We start from the raw sequence: 16,115 nt of genomic DNA, 5'->3' as shown, positions 1-16,115 counted from the left end.
ATTTCAACACTTAAATTCTACACATTGGCCCAAATAAAGGCGGGTGCAAAGATACTATTATTTTGGAATATCCCAATCTAAACACAGCAAAAATCATTGAGCTTACATGATGTCGCCCAACTTATCGCCTTACCCTTTGTCTGAGCAGCTTATTGGAGGAAAGCTCTTTGTATTCTTTTCTGTTCTTAAAAATTTGCAATGCAACGAATACGGCCTCTTTGAACGAGCTATGATCTGCCTTTCCCTGTCCGGCGATTTCATAGGCCGTACCGTGATCGGGAGAAGTCCTTACTTTGGATAGGCCGGCCGTAAAATTTACCCCCTTTCCAAAAGAGAGGGTCTTAAACGGAATCAAACCTTGGTCATGATAGGCCGCAAGAATGGCATCAAACTTTTGATACCCGTCCGAACCAAAGAAGCTATCTGCGGAGTAGGGCCCGTATATCAAATGACCCGCTTCGGACAGTTCGCTTATAATCGGTTTCAGGATTTCATCATCCTCTTTGCCGATTACCCCATTATCCCCGCTATGTGGATTTATTCCCAGCAATGCTATTTTTGGTTTTCTAATGGCAAAGTCTATTTTTAATGAGTTTTCGATGGTAGCGATCTTACTACGTACCAATTTGGTCGTAATGGCATTGGCAACATCCTTAACGGCAACATGATCGGTCAATAAACCAACTTTTAACGTATCCGTGACCATGAACATTAGGCCCTCACCCTCAAGTTCCTGAACTAAATAATCTGTATGACCGGGAAAATTAAAATCTTCTGCCTGAATATTATTTTTATTGATGGGTGCTGTTACCAAAACATCTATCTCATCCTTTTTTAAAGCTTCAACAGCGGCCTTCAGCGATTTTATGGCGTAATCCCCTGCTTCTTTCGTGGCTTCCCCAAATTTAATTTGTGGTACTTCTTTCCATACGTTGACCACGTTGATCTTTCCACTCAATGCTTTGGAAGCATCTGGGACACCATTGTAATTTATACTGAGCTCAAGCTCATTCTTTTGAAACGAAATTGTTTTGTTGGAAGCAAAGATTATAGGCGTACAAAAATCCAACATGCGATTATCCTGAAAGGTTTTGAGGGCCACCTCGCAACCAATCCCGTTCAAATCTCCAATGGATATCCCCAATCGTATTTTTTCGTTTTCCTGCACCATATACTTTACCTTTGTAGCTGCACTTAAAACCATTTTCACGATTTTGATATTTTCAAGTGAAAAGGGCAAGTGTTCATCTCAATACTTACTTTGAGATATAACTGAATTTAACACAAAACTAGGTAATAAAAACGATACATGTTTACAGGAATAATCGAAACTTTGGGGGAAATAACCAGATTGGAAAAGGAAAAGGAAAACCTACATATCACCGTACAATCCCAACTGGCCCAAGAACTAAAAATTGATCAAAGTGTTGCCCATAACGGTGTGTGCCTTACCGTTGTCTCTGTGAACGACAACAACTACACCGTTACCGCAATAGCCGAAACACTTGAAAAGACCAATTTGGGAGAACTAAAGGTTGGGGAGGCAATAAATTTGGAACGTGCCATGATTTTGGGCAGTCGGTTAGACGGGCATATCGTTCAAGGTCATGTAGACCAAACCGGTATTTGCACATCAGTAGAGGAGAAAGATGGTAGTTGGTTCTTTTCCTTTGAATATGATGGGTCAAAAGGGAACCCCACTATTGAGAAAGGTTCTATTACCATTGATGGTACTAGTTTGACCGTTGTAAATTCGGGAGAAAATACCTTTAGCGTAGCCATAATCCCCTACACCTATGAACATACACGATTTAATACTTACAAAGTAGGTACAACAGTTAACCTAGAGTTTGATGTTATAGGAAAATATGTGGCCAAGTTGATGAAAAGTACTTTTGCATAGTTACCACAGAAAAGTCTATATATATTAGTTTACGAACTCGTAGGACTTCAACAATTCCAAACTTGTGTATTCCAAAGCTTTTTCATGGGTAGCCTCCAAAACTATTTTTGGGGCCTTGCCCGCTTTTTCTGCCTGTAGCCAACGTAGAATGCACAAACACCATTTGTCCCCTGCCTTTAGACCCGGAAAGCGCCACTCGGGCTTCGGGGTAGACAAGTCGTTGCCCTTAGATTTTGTAAATTCCAAAAAATCATTGGTCATAATGGCACAAACTACATGTGTACCGTAATCTTCTTCCCCGGTCTTGCAATAACCATCCCTATAAAAACCGGTCTTTGGTTCAAAGCAGCACGATTGTAAATTGGTTCCTAGAATATTTTTCGGGTTTTTTTCCATATCTGGTTTAAGGGCCGTTGCCATGAACAATAGGCAAAAGCAACATATTTGTATTAATGCAAAGCTTCTTCTATACGTTTTCTTTCCCAGCATTGAATTGAGTAACGATGGTTTTTGCCTTTTCCTCATCAGATTTTTGAACCGATAGGGATATCGTTGTTTGTGTTCCTCCCACAAAACCTGCCAGGGTACCCGAAAGTTGTTCATTTTTTTCGATTACGGCAATTCCCTTTTCCTCTAATAATCCTTTCAATAAAATTACCTGCACCTGACTGCCGCTGTATATTTTCACATAAGTATTCTTGTCCACCATATCGTAATATTATAAAATATAAGGTACAAAAAAGAAGTATATCTATTGGTTCATTTTCCAATCATTATAAAACAATGCGACCTCTGAGGCATGTTTTATTTCATTGTTGCTTAGTTTTTGGACCAAAGGCGGGCAGTCGCTAAAAAAACGAATCAATCGCTTTCGTTTTAATCCAAATACACCTTGGTCGGCCCTAATCATATAGGTGTCACCTTCCCTAAGAAAATAATTTACCTCCCAAATCAAAGATTCTCCCTGATCTTGCAATTCATATATGTAACGTGTCACCGGACCAGTCTCCCTTACCCAGAGAAATACTTTTTCGCCCTTATCAGGAGCGATGTACACTTTTCCATTAAATGGATTGTCGGATCTATCAAACCAAACGCTGTGGTACAACTTTTCCCCTATTTTATAAGCACTTATTTGTTTGGGGGCATATTTTCTTTTCTTTTTCTTGCCCTTAAACCTGATCCTGTCGTACAAAGTTGCAAAAGCACCTTCTTTTCGGTCGGCAACCATCCCATAAATAGTATCGTGGTTGTTCAGTACAACGTAACCTTCGCGGTAATTTTTTTGGGCCGATAGTATTAAAGGAAAAATAAACAGAAGTAAAGCGAAACCGTATTTACCCGTAGTAATGCGTGACATATTAAACTTTTATGAATATCTTCTTTTTGTACAAGAAATATGCCACTATTACATAAAATGTTACCACGGTCAAGGCATACAAAAGAGACGAAAGTTCCACAGACATAAAATCATGCACATATATGTTTTGAAACAGCCAACCATGCAACGAGGTTTTGCCCACCTTTATCTGCCCCATGAGTTTGCTGATGAAACTTGAAAGAAAATAAACGGCAATGGCATTTGCCCCAACGTATTTGAACAGACTCCCAAACTGTATTTTTCTAACATCGGTCATAAAATAAATAAGGGCGAGCACAATATTGGCCCAGCCAGCGGTAACCAACACGAAACTGCTCGTCCATAAAGCTTTATTAATGGGGAATACCAAATCCCATACGTGACCTATTATCAACAATACGCCCCCAATACCAAAAAGAATGGTCGCTTTTTGTCTTTGTTTTGAGATAAGGATAAGACCCGTAAAAATACCCAGTAATGAGCTGGCGATAGAGGGAATGGTGCTCAACAAACCTTCCGGGTCATAATCTGGTTTATAATTATGTGTTCCGAAGACCTTTACATCCAACCAATTGGCCAAATTGTTGGGTGCCCTGTCATAGGTGGACTCTACTCCTTCAACCGGTACATAACCCATTAATAACCAGTAGCCGACCAAAAGAAATATGGCAATGCCCAAAAGGGTTTTCCATCTAAAATTGATAAATAAAATGGATGCGAAAAAAAATACCACTCCTATACGTTGCAATACGCCGGGAAAACGAATATTGGCCCAATCTTTTACAAACGGGAACGTAATCGTAAATGCTCCCAAACAAAGGCCAAGACCAATTAATTTCAATGACCTTACCGTAATTTTCTTGTAGGTAGCCGAATTTGTGGTTTTGTTATTGTAGGAAAAAACAATAGATGTCCCCACAATAAAAAGAAAGAAGGGAAAAACCAGATCAGTGGGCGTATAACCGTGCCATTTAGCGTGCAAAAAAGGAGCATATACATTGGCCCATGTACCAGGGGTATTGACCAAAACCATGAGCACAATGGTCATGCCCCTGAAAATATCAACGGATGCTATCCTGTTTTTGATTCCCATACTATAACAGTTTTCCTTTCATTTTATTCCAAGTTTTAATGAGTAAAAACCCTGATATCAATGCCACGACACTTAAAATTACAGCTGATGTAGTTCGCCCGTATATCCAGTACCCGGTTGCGAACATGATGGAATATATTAAGATAATCCCCAAAAGCATTGCGGTGATGCCCGAGGGCACGCTCCACCCTTCATTGGTATCTACTATCAATTCATTATCTATTTTTGCTTTTTTGACCACTTTTGACCAACCTGGACCGCCTGGCTGGGTTTTTCTATAAAACGAGCGTAATGTTTGGTCAGATTCTGGCTTTGTGAGCAATGTTGCCGCCATCCAGATAGCGGTGGTCACTACCACGATAAAGGGGTAATTTGCCCATTCGGGAAAAACTCCGGTTTCAACGGCAAAGAGAAAATCTCCCAAAGGGGTCTTGGCCAATAAAATAACAATGATGCCCGAAGCGAACATTGCGGTAATTTCGCTCCATGCATTTATTCGCCACCAAAACCAACGTAAGATAAAAACCAAACCTGTCCCTGCGCCAAACTGTATCAATAAATCAAAGACCTCAAAAGCATTTTGTAATGTGAGAGCGAACAATGCGCTGAGTATCATTAGTAATATTGTTGATATTCTACCTACGGCAACCATCTGTTTTTCGGTCGCTTTGGGATTGATCTGTCGTTTGTAGAAATCGAACACAATGTATGAAGACCCCCAATTCAATTGGGTAGAAATAGTACTCATGTACGCTGCGATCAAAGAAGCCAAAACAACACCCAACAATCCACTGGGCAGTTTGGTCAACATGGCCGAATAGGCCAAATCATGACCTAACTTACTTTCCTCAATATTCGGGAACGCCGCTGCAATACTTGCGATATCCGGGTAAACCACAAGAGAGGCCAAAGCGACCAATATCCAGGGCCATGGGCGTAGCGCATAATGCATGATATTGAAAAAAAAGGTGGCCCCTATGGCATGGTTTTCATCTTTTGCGGCCAACATGCGTTGTGCAATATACCCCCCTCCCCCCGGTTCTGCACCAGGGTACCATGAGCTCCACCATTGTACGGCGATAGGAATAATAAATAGCATAATCAATACTTGAGTATTGTCAAAATCCGGAAGAATGTTCAGTTTGCTCGAGACCAGTTCGTTGGACATCATGGCCGATACCCCGCCCACTTCGGGTAGGTTTACCAAATAATAGGCTGCACCTATTGCACCGGACATGGCTACGAAAAACAATAAAAAATCGGTATATACAACACCTTTGAACCCTCCCAATGCACTAAAGATTACTGTTATAAGACCGGCTCCCACAACTGTTTCCCAAGGTTGAAGCCCAAGCATGATACCCCCGATCTTTATAGCGGCCAAAGTAACCGATGCCATGGTAATAATATTGAACAACGCTCCTAGATAAATTGCCCTGAATTTTCTTAAAAAACTGGCAGGTTTGCCACCATAGCGCATTTCATAAAACTCAAGATCCGTATTTACATTTGATTTTCGCCATAGTTTGGCATATACAAAAACGGTAAGCATGCCGGTAATCAAAAAACACCACCAAACCCAATTCCCCGAAACCCCGTTGGTCCTTACAATATCGGTTACGAGATTGGGCGTGTCGGTAGAAAAGGTGGTCGCTACCATAGATAGTCCCAAGAGCCACCAAGGCATGGTCCTGCCCGATAGAAAAAATTCGGACGAGTTTTTTCCCGATTTTTTTGAAACGTAGATACCTATTCCAAGAACAATAGAGAAGAATACGATAATAAAGCCATAATCCAGGGTACTCAGTTCCATAAGTTGGTTGTTGGTTGATAGCTAAAGATAAAATAATTTAAGATACTTTTGTCTATTGTTCGCTTAACAACAAATGGATACATACCAGTAACTATGGAAATCTCTTTAACATCTTGGCTACTTGCCATAACAGCGGCTTTTGTGGTGGGGGTATCCAAATCCGGGATAAAGGGAATCGCCATAATCATCGTAACCCTTATGGCCTTGGCCTTTGGAGCGAAAGAATCTACAGGGTTAATAGTCCCCCTTCTTATCGTAGGAGACGTTTTCGCGGTAATATATTACAATAGACATACAAAGTGGAAGTACATATTTAGATTTTTGCCATGGATGGTTCTTGGTGTTTTGCTCGGTGTTTATATCGGTAAAGATATGGATGAGGAAACCTTTACCTATGGTATGGCCATCATTATTTTAGGAAGTGTGCTCATGATGTATTGGTGGGATAGAAAAAAATCTAAAAAAGTACCCACACACTGGGCTTTTGCAGGATCTATGGGTATTATGGCAGGTATTACCACTATGATCGGAAACCTTGCAGGAGCCTTTAGCAATATTTTTTTCTTGGCAATGCGTTTGCCTAAAAATGAGTTTATAGGTACGGCTGCTTGGCTTTTTTTTATCATAAACATTTTTAAGCTCCCTTTTCATATATATGTATGGGAAACCATTACTCCACAAACCTTGTTCATTGATCTAAAACTGGTTCCGAGTATTTTAGTAGGCCTATTTATAGGTGTGCGGCTAGTAAAGATAATCAAGGATGATTTTTATCGAAAAATGATATTGGTTTTGACCGCTTTGGGTGCCGTATTGATTTTGTTCCGCCAATAAAACAAGTAGGTATCTTCACATTCAAACTTCTTAAAAATTTGTTAATTTCGGTAATAGGTCATATCTTAACACTTTACTAACCAACGATTGACCAATGAATAGTTCAGAAAAATTATTTGCCTCAAGAGTTCTATTAGGCGCTCTATCCATCAGTTTTATGCTTATTGCCTATGTGACCTATTCGGAATATTATACTGAAATTGAAAATAAGATAAGTCAAAAAGTAACGAACTCGCTACGACATTTAGACAACAGTGTGGCCAAACTTTAACCTGTTCCATCCTATTGAAATCAAATATTTTGTAAGGTTTGCCGTATTGTGCAATTTGCTTTTCAATAGTTATGGGCCATTTCCAAAATATTTTGATGGCACTGTTCCCGTTAAATTTTTAAAAGACTTATTAAAGGTGGTCTTAGAGTTAAAGCCCGCTTCTTGTGCCAAACCAAAAAAAGTAAGTTCTTTGGCTTTAGCTGTTTTGGCCAGTGCGATAAACTCCTTTATCCTATAATAGTTGACAAAATCGAAGAAATTCATCCCTATACGTTCGTTCAAAAGACGTGCTAATTCTGGATTGCTAATACCAAGCATCGTTGCCAGTTCTGCCTTCATCAATTTATTGTTCAAATAAGGCTTCTTTGCTATCATTATATTCTCAAGCTTTGTTTTTAAGATATCTAAATCCCCATAATTCAATTTAGACTGACTGTATTTTTGAGAAAGATTCAATGATTGAATACGATACAATTCTGGCGCAATCATCCCATAATAGGCTATAAAAAGAATTATAAAAGCTATGCCTTGCCAAATAAATTTACGCGCTTCTCGCTCTAAGGTTTCGGGTCCGAAAAGACTTATAAAATACATTATAGCCCAAACCAAAAGACAAACGCCTACTGCAATCAAGAAATTGAAAAAGAACTGTGTTTTTATGGTATAGCTAAACTCATTTTTAAGGTTATTTTTAAAACTTAAAAATTGTTTTAAACTCAAAAACCAATACGCACAATTAAATGTTAGCCCAATACCTACTAGAACATCTACTACGGCATATAATTCCCCTCTTTGTATTCTTGCGACAATCACTTCATCCGAAGGTATCATAAAGTAAAAGACCACAAATAAGATGTACGCCAACCCCGGGACATAATGAACTAAATCCCTAACCATAAAACGTTGGTTTGTAAGTGATGATTTGGTAAAAAGAAAAACGGTTGCCCCAAAAAGTAGAATAGCAAATTCAGAGATAGTGATTAACCTGAAATTATCTCCAAACAACTTCGATATATATAATACCCGGCCTAGCAACCCTATAAAAAGAACCAAAATCAAAAACGCTATATATCCGTTTACATTTTTTCGATTCTTGGCGGAAAACAAATAAACCCCTAACAAGAATAGGCTTTGAAAAAAGCCAAAATATACTAACTGATTTACGAATATTTGCATACTTTAAAATAAGCTGGCAGGCAACGTTTACCTGCCAGCTTTGTTTATTATTTGATTACAAATTGATTCACATTCTGGATTCCCTTTTTATCTATTTTCATATCCTCTTTCAAAAAGGCATCAAAATCGTCTCTGGTATTCCACTCCGTTAGCACTACATAATCTGGTTTGTACATGTAGCCAATAGCTGACCTTGAATTCTTCAATTCTAAAATAACCTTTCCACCATTGGCTTTGGCTTTTTTGAGCCATTCTTTCTGGTAAGAATTGAATTCCGAATCGTTTTGCTTCCAAAGATGTGTGGACACAAGTACCTTTTTTGGATTTAGTTCAAAACTAATGTCTTTTTCCATTTCGAAATAAGAGACATAAAAAGTAGACCACATAGACCTTCTTTGCTCGTGAAAATCTGGCACATTGGCCACAATTTCATTTAGAAACTTCTTACGAGCGTCTACATTGGGCCATTTGCCAAAAACATAAGTGCCCGGTTGGTAACCTCCCTGTGTGGTTTCTTGAACAGAAAGAATGGGTTGTTGGGGTTGATATCCTGTTTTAGAAGCAAAAACAAAAGCGGTTTTTCTATATTTTGGAAACAGTTTTGCCATTTCGGGTTTTCCAGTAAATAAAAGGATGTCCAATACCTCTCCTTTTTTAAATTCCAATCTCTTCGTTTCTTCCTGTGCGTTTACCATTAATCCGCTTAAAAATAAAGCAGCAAATACGAGCATCAATTTTGTTTGTTTCATACTAAATATTTTAAGTTTAAAATTCATGTGGCTAATGTAGAATGCGTTCCATAACCCACAAAAGAAAACGAATTGGTATAGGTACGCATACAGTATACGTTCTTGTTTTAAGGGTGTTTCAGCGATTCTCGACCAAATATGTACATGTCTAGCATGAGTGTAATAAGAAAAATCAAGTGTGATTTTGAGATTAAATCGATTTTAAAAAAGGGAGTAGATTGTCTTTGTAATTGTTTCCAATCGGGATTTCCATTCTTCCGATTTCAACATCATTTTTGGTGTAGGCGGTAATTTTTTCGCTGTTCACAATATAGGAACGGTGCAAACGAATAAACCGATTATCCAATCGCTTTTCAAAAGCGGAGATACTTTCTTTTACGGTTAAGGGCTCTTCTTCTTGAAAGTGTATTTTAATGTAATCTTTTAAACTTTCGGCATACAAAATAGTATCAAAAACAACCTTAATCTGTTTTTTGGCCTTGTTTACAAAGAGGTAGTCACTTGTATTGGTGATAGTATTATTTGAGTTACTCACTTCAGTCTTTTCTACCTGTTTTAAAAATTTCTGGATTGCCTGAAAGAAGCGTTCAAAGAAAATCGGTTTTAATAGATAATCCAAAGCGTTGAGTTCAAAACCGTCAACTGCATAATCTCGATAAGCGGTGGTGAAAATTACTTCGGGTTTATGAACCAGATTTTTAAAAAAATCTGTGCCCTTTAGTACTGGCATTTCAATATCAAGAAACAAAAGGTCAACCTTGTTTTTGCTTAAAATTCCACTTGCATCTATCGCGCTCGGGCAAGAAGCAACGAGTTCAAAATCTGGAATTTTTTCGAGGTAGCCTTTAAGTAACTCCCTAGCCAATGGTTCATCATCTATAATTACACACTGGTAACTCATGCCACTGCTAGTTTAAGATTGGCCGAAAACGTGCTTTTCCCATTCTCAATAATGAGGTCGTAAGCTTTCGGATATAAAAGTTCCAATTGCTTTTTTATATTTTGAAGCCCTATGGATTCTTTGTTGTCCGATTCCTCGGTAATAGTAGGCTTACTATTTTCAACTTTGAAAAGAAGTTCTTCTCCTTCTTTAGAAATGGTGATATTTATGCGGGCCTGATGTATCTCATTGGCAACTCCGTGTTTAAAGGCATTTTCCACAAAAGTGAGCAAAAGCAGTGGGGCAATTCTTTCCTGACCTGTTACATTTTTACTGAATTCAATTTTCACCCTATCCGCATAGCGTATTTTTTCTAAGGACAAATAGTTTTCAATCAGCTCAATCTCTTTGTCCAAAGAAACATAAGATTCGTTACAGCGATATAAAATGTAGTCTAAAATTTCAGATAGCTTACGGATTACTTTTGGAGTATCCTCTGATTTTTTCAAGGCCAACGCATATAGATTATTCAACGTATTGAACAAAAAATGCGGATTCAATTGATTTTTTAATGCGGCAAGTTCCGCGGTTTTCTTCTGTTCGTTCAACTTTAGCAATTGTTGCTTTTCCGTATATAATTTTAATACTAAAATCAAAAAAGTAGGATAGAGCAGGTACAATGATTTGGAAACAAATTCGCCAAAATTTATAAAGCGGCCGAAAAAAGACGGGTCTTCAAAACGCTTGATGTAATTCACATACGTTGCCGGAAACGAGGGCTCAAAAAAGTGAATAAAAATGAGGGTGCAAATCGCATAGAATGAAAAGAGCACCAATGTAACGCCTGCGACAAATGCGATTGTTTTCCCTTTATTCAAAAGTTTTGGGATTAAAAACTCAACAATAATGAAGGCCATTGCAATTTGAAGTGCTACCCTGATACTAAAAGTTACAGCCAATTCATAGGTACTTGTGTAATACCAACTTGAAGTTGATGCGGAGAAAGCAAAAATCAAAATCGCAAATACCAAGTACTTGTACTTTGAAATTTCCAAAAAATGTTGCACTCGTTGCCACATGGGTTATTACTTCTAAATATTAAAGATACAAATCTATTCAGGGGCTCTTTTAAATAACCGACGAATAGCACTTAAGCGATGCCAGAGACTTCCTTTTTGTAGACCAAAATATTCAGGCCCATTTGTGTGGTATTCAACATCCTTTACTGGCTATGTAACCTCACAGGTTAAAAGGTGCCATTTCTACTTCTAGCTTCGCTTAAAATTTAATATTTCACGATGAAGCATTTTCTAAATTCTTGTTTTTTAGTAGTCCCTAAAAAGAGTTTAAAGTTCTTTTTTATATCGATTTTCATATTGTTCTCCTTTTCCAGTTTTGCCCAAAAAGGAGCTATTACAGGTTCTGTATTGGATAAAACTACACAAGAACCTATTCCATATGCCAATGTTATTTTGAAATCAGGAGATAATATCGTTACAGGTGGAATCACTACTGAAAATGGTAGTTTCAGTATCGACGATGTCATATTTGGAACCTATAATTTTGAAGTCCAGTTTATCGGATACAAGACTGAGAACCAAACACTGACCCTTGACAAAGACCATAGAAAACTAAGCTTAGGAGCTATAGGTATTGAAGAAGATGCGGTTGCATTGGAAGCTGTCGAAGTAACGGCGGAACGCTCTACCATAGAACAAAAGATTGATAGAAAAGTCATTAATGTTGGTAAAGACCTTACCACAGCAGGTGCTTCCGCAAGTGATATTATGGGGAACATACCATCGGTCAGTATTACCCAAGATGGAGAATTGTCTTTACGAGGGAATGAAAATGTACGCGTACTCGTAGATGGTAAACCTACTAATATAAGTTCTCGTGAGCTTTTGCAGCAAATACCTTCTACCTCAATAAAAACTATCGAACTGATTACCAATCCATCGGCAAAATACAATCCTGAGGGAATGAGCGGTATCATTAATATCACGTTAAAAAAGAATACCAATTTAGGATTCAATGGCTCCATAAATACAGGTTTCACCTACGGAGAACGTGCGCGATATAATAATTCCCTTAGCCTAAACTATAGAAATGGAAAAGCGAATTTTTACGGGAGTTATGGAAACAGATTTGGAGAAGGAGTGACTAACGGATTCATTAACAGAACCGTAGAACGTACTGGACAAGATATTTTAAGTCTTGCAGACCGTACATCGCACTTGTTCAAATTTGGAGTGGACTATTATATCAATGACAAAAACACCTTATCAGTCTACACCAACCAGAATTTCTTTGATGCAATTTTAGATGCTGAGCGAAACATTTCATTTTTAAACACCCCGGATGCCAATTTCAATCAGTTTGATTTGACCGATAGAAATAATATAAATGCCTCTTATAACGTAGATTTTAAGCATGATTTTTCAAAAGAAGGGCATTCCATTGAGCTGGAAGTTGATTACAACACCTTAAAAAGCGATACCAATAACGATTTTGATTTTACTGGAAACACACCCTTGGCAAACTATGATGAGTTTATCGATGATACTCGAACCAACACCACAATAAATCTGGATTATGTGAATCCACTTTCTGATAATGTAACCTTAGAAATTGGCTTGGAAACCCGTTTGAGACGTACAGAAAACACATATACAACAGACCGTATTGATTTTAGTAATTCAGATTTTAGATATGACCGTAATATCCATTCCTTTTACACCACTTTTAGCCAAAGTTTGGGAAAATGGCAATACAATCTTGGAATACGTTTAGAAGATTATAATGTGGATACACAGTTTAATGAAGTCTTAGAGGCACCATTTAATTTTACCGATAAGCTTTTTAATATTTACCCATCAGGCTTCTTAAAATATAGCCCTAGTCAGGAAAGTAAAAACTCGTATCAGTTGAGTTTTAGCCGAAGGATCGATCGCCCTTCCTTAAATCAGATTAACCCCATACGGCAGTTAAGCACACCTCAACTCATTCTTTCGGGAAACCCAAGTTTGGTGCCTCAATTCACCAATTCCGTAGAACTCAACTATAATAGAAAACTACAAAAAGGCAATTTCACATTTGGCGGTTTTTATAGAAGAATTAATGACGAAATCAATAGACGAGGGTTTTTTGATGAAGACAATCCTACGGTCTTAATTGTTGACTACGATAACTTTGATAGTAATGATGCCTATGGTTTGGAGTTATCCGCAAGTTACCGGCCTACCAATTGGTGGAGCCTTAACGGAAGTTTTGATGTGTATTCCAGAACCCAAAAAGGTTTTATCGAGGGAGAAAGCGTAGAAGTGAACAATACGTTAATGAATACGAAGCTGAATAACAGTTTTAAAGCCACTAAGGACCTCACCTTTCAATTATTTACGTTTTACAGTGGAAGGCAAAGTGTTTTACAATATGATTTAAAAGATAATTTCTTTATAAATACCGGTGCACGCTACAATTTTGCCAAAGGCAAGGGAACGTTAAGCCTAAACTTCAACGATATTTTTAGAACACAGCGTTTCGCCTTTGAAACCTTTAGAACTATCATTCAGGAGGGGCAGTTTAAAACAGATTCCCGTTCCGTGTATTTAGGTTTGGCATACCGTTTTGGTAGCGGAAAGAACAAAAGTATAAAGCGGAAAAAAAGAGATAAAAACGTGAAAGCGGATAAACTTTTGTAGAGAATATCTTCTTAAGAATTTGGATTAGTATTTTTAAATTCTCCTTATCCTTGTGTTATGCCATCGATAGGGAGTTTTTAATGATTTATTATTAAATTGGGAAAAACAATTAGGCGTTGGCTAGTAAAGATGATTTCTTTTCTTTCAAAAATACGGTAAACAAAGTCTCGGACGAGACGGTGCTGCAAAACTTAGACTATCTAGAAACGGTAAAAACCTTTGCTAGAATTGCCAATAAAAGTATCTAAATATTTGATTATCAATTTAATGGGTTTGATTATGTTTCTGAAAACCCATTTTTTCTTTGTGGACATTCTTCAGAAGATGTTCAAAAAATGGGATATGATTTTTACTTTAAACATGTTCCGGAAAATGACTTAAAACTATTACTTACTATAAATACAGTAGGCTTTGATTTTTATGAAAGTATTGAACTTTCCGAACGTAAAAAGCATATCATTTCCTATGACTTTCATTTAAAACAGAGTGATGGAAGGTCTATCTTAATCAATCAAAAACTAACTCCCTTATTTCTAACTGAAGATGGTAAAATTTGGAAAGCACTCTATGTCGTCTCCCTTTCCTCAGCAAGTAGCGCCGGTAATATTAGAATTTATAAGGAAGGAGAGAATAAAATGTTCTCATATAATTTAAAAGATTCTCGCAGGACATAATCCGAAAAAGTGACACTCATTCAATAGGGAAAAAGAAATTGTACAATGCTCTATAATGAATGCCACCTTCAAAGAAATTGCCGAGCTAAAACATAAAAATAAGTTGATTGTAAAAAATGAGGTTGTACAATATAAGAAATTACCGTAATATTTGTAATCTTTTAATGTCAATATTTAAAATATACGCCTTGTATATATTTCCGAATTGTTGTTGAACGTACTCAAGTTTGGTTAAAAGCAACGCTCTTTACAAAAGCCGGTTTTGTAAAAGGGCCAAAGCTTATTTTACAATACCTTAAAGCATTATCGGCTTTTACAAGTGCCTGCGATAGGGTTCTTTTTCGAAAATAAAATTACTTAAATAACCTTATGTCAAAATCAAACTTTTCTACTTGTAGCACGGATGTCTTTTTAATGTCCGGATGTTCCGGGTTTATCAAAATATTATAGTCCCCTTGTACAACAGCGGAAGGGACCCTTAGGGCCAAACCCTCTTTGTTTCTTAGAAACCCATCCCCTTCAGATTGGGTAAACTTGATAGGGGGATTGTTCTTCCAATTCTTGCCTTTGAGCATTGAACTTTCATAGGTACTTATCAACCTATCGGGAATATTGATGGTGACCATGTAATAGTTTCGGGGCAAGCGGTTCAGAGAAACGTGTACGGCCACTTCCAATTTGGCAAGTGCCCGCGAGTCTGAGGTATAGACCATTCTCATACCCTTAGTATTCCAACGGCCTCCATAACGTTCTGCCCCCTTACCGGAAAGGTCGTCCTTGTATTTTTCTTTGGAGAGCCGGTATAACTTCATGCAAGGATGCCCTGTTCTATTCGGCCTAATTGATCCTGTACCATATTGATGCCCAATGTAGTGTCAAGAAGGTTTTTGGGAACGATACCACCCATGGGGATATTCTTGGTCTCCAACCATTCCATAAAATTATCGTAATCTTCAAAAACCGATTCCCCATAGTTAAGTAGACGCTTTATCTCAATAATACGTTCCGACTGTTTTGCAGGAAAGTTTTTGCGCCCATTCCGGTAGCGGTCAAGTGTTCTGGAAGATATGCCCAAATAATTGGCCCATTCCTTGTCGGTAAACGGTTCATTTCGGAAAAACTTAAGAAAGTCGTCATATGCTATTCCCTCTCGGACAAGTTTTATCATATCGAATTTTTGGGACTCATCGTCCCAATCATTGAACTCGCCATTGGCGATTCTTGAAGTTGTTCTTTTCATATCTAAATGAATTGCATCACAAATATACGAAATTTGTCGGTATAATTTTGCCTTTTGTCCAATAGCTGTAAAGGATAAGTATCATACACCCCAAAAATTACATCGCAGGACAGTATAAGATGTGAACATAAAAATCCGATTGAAAATAACATTGGCCATTTGCTTGTGAGTGGCATTCGCATAAAAAAGGCCTTAAAATTTGAACCCTTAAACATTAATATGTAGCTGGGATGCCTTCAACTAAGCCTATATTGAGCGCCGTCGAAATATTCTGGGCTAGCCTCTCGCTTAGCCTCCTCGGAAAAGAAAAAGCCACTCCCAATAAGAAGTGGCATTATAAACAGTGGTGGTCCCACATGGGCTCGAACCATGGACCGCAAAACTTTCATTCCCAACTATTTATTAACCTCAAAGTTTAAAA

At 37.8% G+C, this 16,115-nt stretch carries 18 protein-coding genes; 6 read left to right on the top strand and 12 right to left on the bottom strand.

From position 1 onward, the window contains the following. Positions 1-121: 121 nt before the first annotated feature. Positions 122-1,204 carry a 4-hydroxythreonine-4-phosphate dehydrogenase PdxA gene (gene pdxA / locus HYG79_RS08730; RefSeq protein WP_394367016.1) on the bottom strand — a complete coding sequence of 361 codons (1,083 nt, stop codon included), beginning with the start codon at positions 1,202-1,204 and terminating at the stop codon, positions 122-124. Between the two features lie 105 nt (positions 1,205-1,309). Here pdxA and HYG79_RS08725 point away from each other — a divergent pair, with 105 nt between their 5' ends. Beyond that, complete coding sequence (locus tag HYG79_RS08725) at positions 1,310-1,903, top strand: riboflavin synthase (RefSeq protein ID WP_179241715.1); 594 nt, start codon at positions 1,310-1,312, stop codon at positions 1,901-1,903. A gap of 24 nt (positions 1,904-1,927) precedes the next feature. On the opposite strand, the gene HYG79_RS08720 is transcribed toward HYG79_RS08725, so the two are convergent. Genes HYG79_RS08720 through HYG79_RS08700 form a run of 5 tightly spaced genes read right to left on the bottom strand, consistent with a single transcriptional unit; the run spans position 1,928 to position 6,169 of the window. Next, on the bottom strand, positions 1,928-2,323 hold the full coding sequence (locus HYG79_RS08720) for a DUF2237 family protein (protein WP_228027971.1): 396 nt from the start codon (positions 2,321-2,323) through the stop codon (positions 1,928-1,930). Between the two features lie 46 nt (positions 2,324-2,369). Then, positions 2,370-2,612, bottom strand: a complete 243-nt coding sequence (locus tag HYG79_RS08715) for a putative signal transducing protein (protein WP_179241714.1) — start codon at positions 2,610-2,612, stop codon at positions 2,370-2,372. Between the two features lie 42 nt (positions 2,613-2,654). Continuing rightward, on the bottom strand, positions 2,655-3,263 hold the full coding sequence (locus tag HYG79_RS08710; protein WP_179241713.1) for a hypothetical protein: 609 nt from the start codon (positions 3,261-3,263) through the stop codon (positions 2,655-2,657). 1 nt (position 3,264) lies between these two features. Continuing rightward, positions 3,265-4,356, bottom strand: coding sequence for an acyltransferase family protein (locus HYG79_RS08705; protein ID WP_179241712.1), 1,092 nt, complete (start codon positions 4,354-4,356; stop codon positions 3,265-3,267). 1 nt (position 4,357) lies between these two features. Then, positions 4,358-6,169, bottom strand: coding sequence for a sodium:solute symporter family protein (locus tag HYG79_RS08700; protein ID WP_179241711.1), 1,812 nt, complete (start codon positions 6,167-6,169; stop codon positions 4,358-4,360). Between the two features lie 93 nt (positions 6,170-6,262). Here HYG79_RS08700 and HYG79_RS08695 point away from each other — a divergent pair, with 93 nt between their 5' ends. Both HYG79_RS08695 and HYG79_RS08690 read left to right on the top strand, forming a co-directional pair. Continuing rightward, positions 6,263-7,003, top strand: coding sequence for a sulfite exporter TauE/SafE family protein (locus HYG79_RS08695; protein WP_179241710.1), 741 nt, complete (start codon positions 6,263-6,265; stop codon positions 7,001-7,003). A 94-nt stretch (positions 7,004-7,097) separates the two neighbouring features. Further along, positions 7,098-7,274 (top strand): hypothetical protein, encoded by a 177-nt coding sequence (locus HYG79_RS08690; RefSeq protein WP_179241709.1) that lies wholly within the window; start codon positions 7,098-7,100, stop codon positions 7,272-7,274. 69 nt (positions 7,275-7,343) lie between these two features. Here the strand turns inward: HYG79_RS08690 and HYG79_RS08685 are convergent, their stop codons facing one another. From HYG79_RS08685 to HYG79_RS08670, 4 genes are all read right to left on the bottom strand, one after another. Further along, the gene (locus tag HYG79_RS08685) at positions 7,344-8,171 is read right to left on the bottom strand and encodes an AraC family transcriptional regulator (RefSeq protein ID WP_228027970.1); all 828 of its coding nucleotides are present in this window, start codon (positions 8,169-8,171) and stop codon (positions 7,344-7,346) included. 326 nt (positions 8,172-8,497) lie between these two features. After that, the gene (locus tag HYG79_RS08680; RefSeq protein ID WP_179241707.1) at positions 8,498-9,199 is read right to left on the bottom strand and encodes a hypothetical protein; all 702 of its coding nucleotides are present in this window, start codon (positions 9,197-9,199) and stop codon (positions 8,498-8,500) included. Between the two features lie 190 nt (positions 9,200-9,389). Then, a complete protein-coding gene (locus tag HYG79_RS08675; RefSeq protein WP_179241706.1) occupies positions 9,390-10,100 on the bottom strand; it encodes a LytR/AlgR family response regulator transcription factor in 711 nt (236 codons plus the stop codon). Beyond that, on the bottom strand, positions 10,097-11,146 hold the full coding sequence (locus HYG79_RS08670) for a sensor histidine kinase (protein WP_179241705.1): 1,050 nt from the start codon (positions 11,144-11,146) through the stop codon (positions 10,097-10,099). Before HYG79_RS08670 ends, HYG79_RS08675 begins: the two co-directional genes overlap by 4 nt. A gap of 231 nt (positions 11,147-11,377) precedes the next feature. On the opposite strand from HYG79_RS08670, the gene HYG79_RS08665 reads away from it, so the two are divergent. From HYG79_RS08665 to HYG79_RS08660, 3 genes are all read left to right on the top strand, one after another. Next, complete coding sequence (locus HYG79_RS08665) at positions 11,378-13,780, top strand: TonB-dependent receptor domain-containing protein (protein ID WP_179241704.1); 2,403 nt, start codon at positions 11,378-11,380, stop codon at positions 13,778-13,780. A 116-nt stretch (positions 13,781-13,896) separates the two neighbouring features. Further along, the gene (locus HYG79_RS18150) at positions 13,897-14,028 is read left to right on the top strand and encodes a hypothetical protein (protein WP_262889000.1); all 132 of its coding nucleotides are present in this window, start codon (positions 13,897-13,899) and stop codon (positions 14,026-14,028) included. Between the two features lie 87 nt (positions 14,029-14,115). Beyond that, positions 14,116-14,454: a hypothetical protein gene (locus HYG79_RS08660; RefSeq protein WP_179241703.1), complete on the top strand. Its 339-nt coding sequence runs from the start codon at positions 14,116-14,118 to the stop codon at positions 14,452-14,454. A 353-nt stretch (positions 14,455-14,807) separates the two neighbouring features. Here HYG79_RS08660 and HYG79_RS08655 read toward each other — a convergent pair whose 3' ends face one another. Beyond that, positions 14,808-15,266 carry an RES family NAD+ phosphorylase gene (locus HYG79_RS08655; protein WP_179241702.1) on the bottom strand — a complete coding sequence of 153 codons (459 nt, stop codon included), beginning with the start codon at positions 15,264-15,266 and terminating at the stop codon, positions 14,808-14,810. Continuing rightward, entirely contained in the window at positions 15,263-15,694 is a 432-nt protein-coding gene (parS, locus tag HYG79_RS08650; RefSeq protein WP_179241701.1) for a type II RES/Xre toxin-antitoxin system antitoxin, read from the bottom strand. Before parS ends, HYG79_RS08655 begins: the two co-directional genes overlap by 4 nt. Positions 15,695-16,115: the final 421 nt, after the last annotated feature.

Origin of the sequence: Costertonia aggregata, from assembly GCF_013402795.1 — a bacterium.
Classification (GTDB): domain Bacteria; phylum Bacteroidota; class Bacteroidia; order Flavobacteriales; family Flavobacteriaceae; genus Costertonia; species Costertonia aggregata.
This window is presented reverse-complemented; position numbering and strand designations above follow the sequence as displayed.

What these genes read in the sequence shown, in the direction of transcription:
- pdxA (WP_394367016.1), bottom strand. Translation starts at nt 1,204, where the DNA reads ATGGTTTTAAGTGCAGCTACAAAGGTAAAGTATATGGTGCAGGAAAAC.
- HYG79_RS08725 (WP_179241715.1), top strand. Translation starts at nt 1,310, where the DNA reads ATGTTTACAGGAATAATCGAAACTTTGGGGGAAATAACCAGATTGGAA.
- HYG79_RS08720 (WP_228027971.1), bottom strand. Translation starts at nt 2,323, where the DNA reads ATGGCAACGGCCCTTAAACCAGATATGGAAAAAAACCCGAAAAATATT.
- HYG79_RS08715 (WP_179241714.1), bottom strand. Translation starts at nt 2,612, where the DNA reads ATGGTGGACAAGAATACTTATGTGAAAATATACAGCGGCAGTCAGGTG.
- HYG79_RS08710 (WP_179241713.1), bottom strand. Translation starts at nt 3,263, where the DNA reads ATGTCACGCATTACTACGGGTAAATACGGTTTCGCTTTACTTCTGTTT.
- HYG79_RS08705 (WP_179241712.1), bottom strand. Translation starts at nt 4,356, where the DNA reads ATGGGAATCAAAAACAGGATAGCATCCGTTGATATTTTCAGGGGCATG.
- HYG79_RS08700 (WP_179241711.1), bottom strand. Translation starts at nt 6,169, where the DNA reads ATGGAACTGAGTACCCTGGATTATGGCTTTATTATCGTATTCTTCTCT.
- HYG79_RS08695 (WP_179241710.1), top strand. Translation starts at nt 6,263, where the DNA reads ATGGAAATCTCTTTAACATCTTGGCTACTTGCCATAACAGCGGCTTTT.
- HYG79_RS08690 (WP_179241709.1), top strand. Translation starts at nt 7,098, where the DNA reads ATGAATAGTTCAGAAAAATTATTTGCCTCAAGAGTTCTATTAGGCGCT.
- HYG79_RS08685 (WP_228027970.1), bottom strand. Translation starts at nt 8,171, where the DNA reads ATGGTTAGGGATTTAGTTCATTATGTCCCGGGGTTGGCGTACATCTTA.
- HYG79_RS08680 (WP_179241707.1), bottom strand. Translation starts at nt 9,199, where the DNA reads ATGAAACAAACAAAATTGATGCTCGTATTTGCTGCTTTATTTTTAAGC.
- HYG79_RS08675 (WP_179241706.1), bottom strand. Translation starts at nt 10,100, where the DNA reads ATGAGTTACCAGTGTGTAATTATAGATGATGAACCATTGGCTAGGGAG.
- HYG79_RS08665 (WP_179241704.1), top strand. Translation starts at nt 11,378, where the DNA reads ATGAAGCATTTTCTAAATTCTTGTTTTTTAGTAGTCCCTAAAAAGAGT.
- HYG79_RS08660 (WP_179241703.1), top strand. Translation starts at nt 14,116, where the DNA reads ATGGGATATGATTTTTACTTTAAACATGTTCCGGAAAATGACTTAAAA.
- HYG79_RS08655 (WP_179241702.1), bottom strand. Translation starts at nt 15,266, where the DNA reads ATGAAGTTATACCGGCTCTCCAAAGAAAAATACAAGGACGACCTTTCC.
- parS (WP_179241701.1), bottom strand. Translation starts at nt 15,694, where the DNA reads ATGAAAAGAACAACTTCAAGAATCGCCAATGGCGAGTTCAATGATTGG.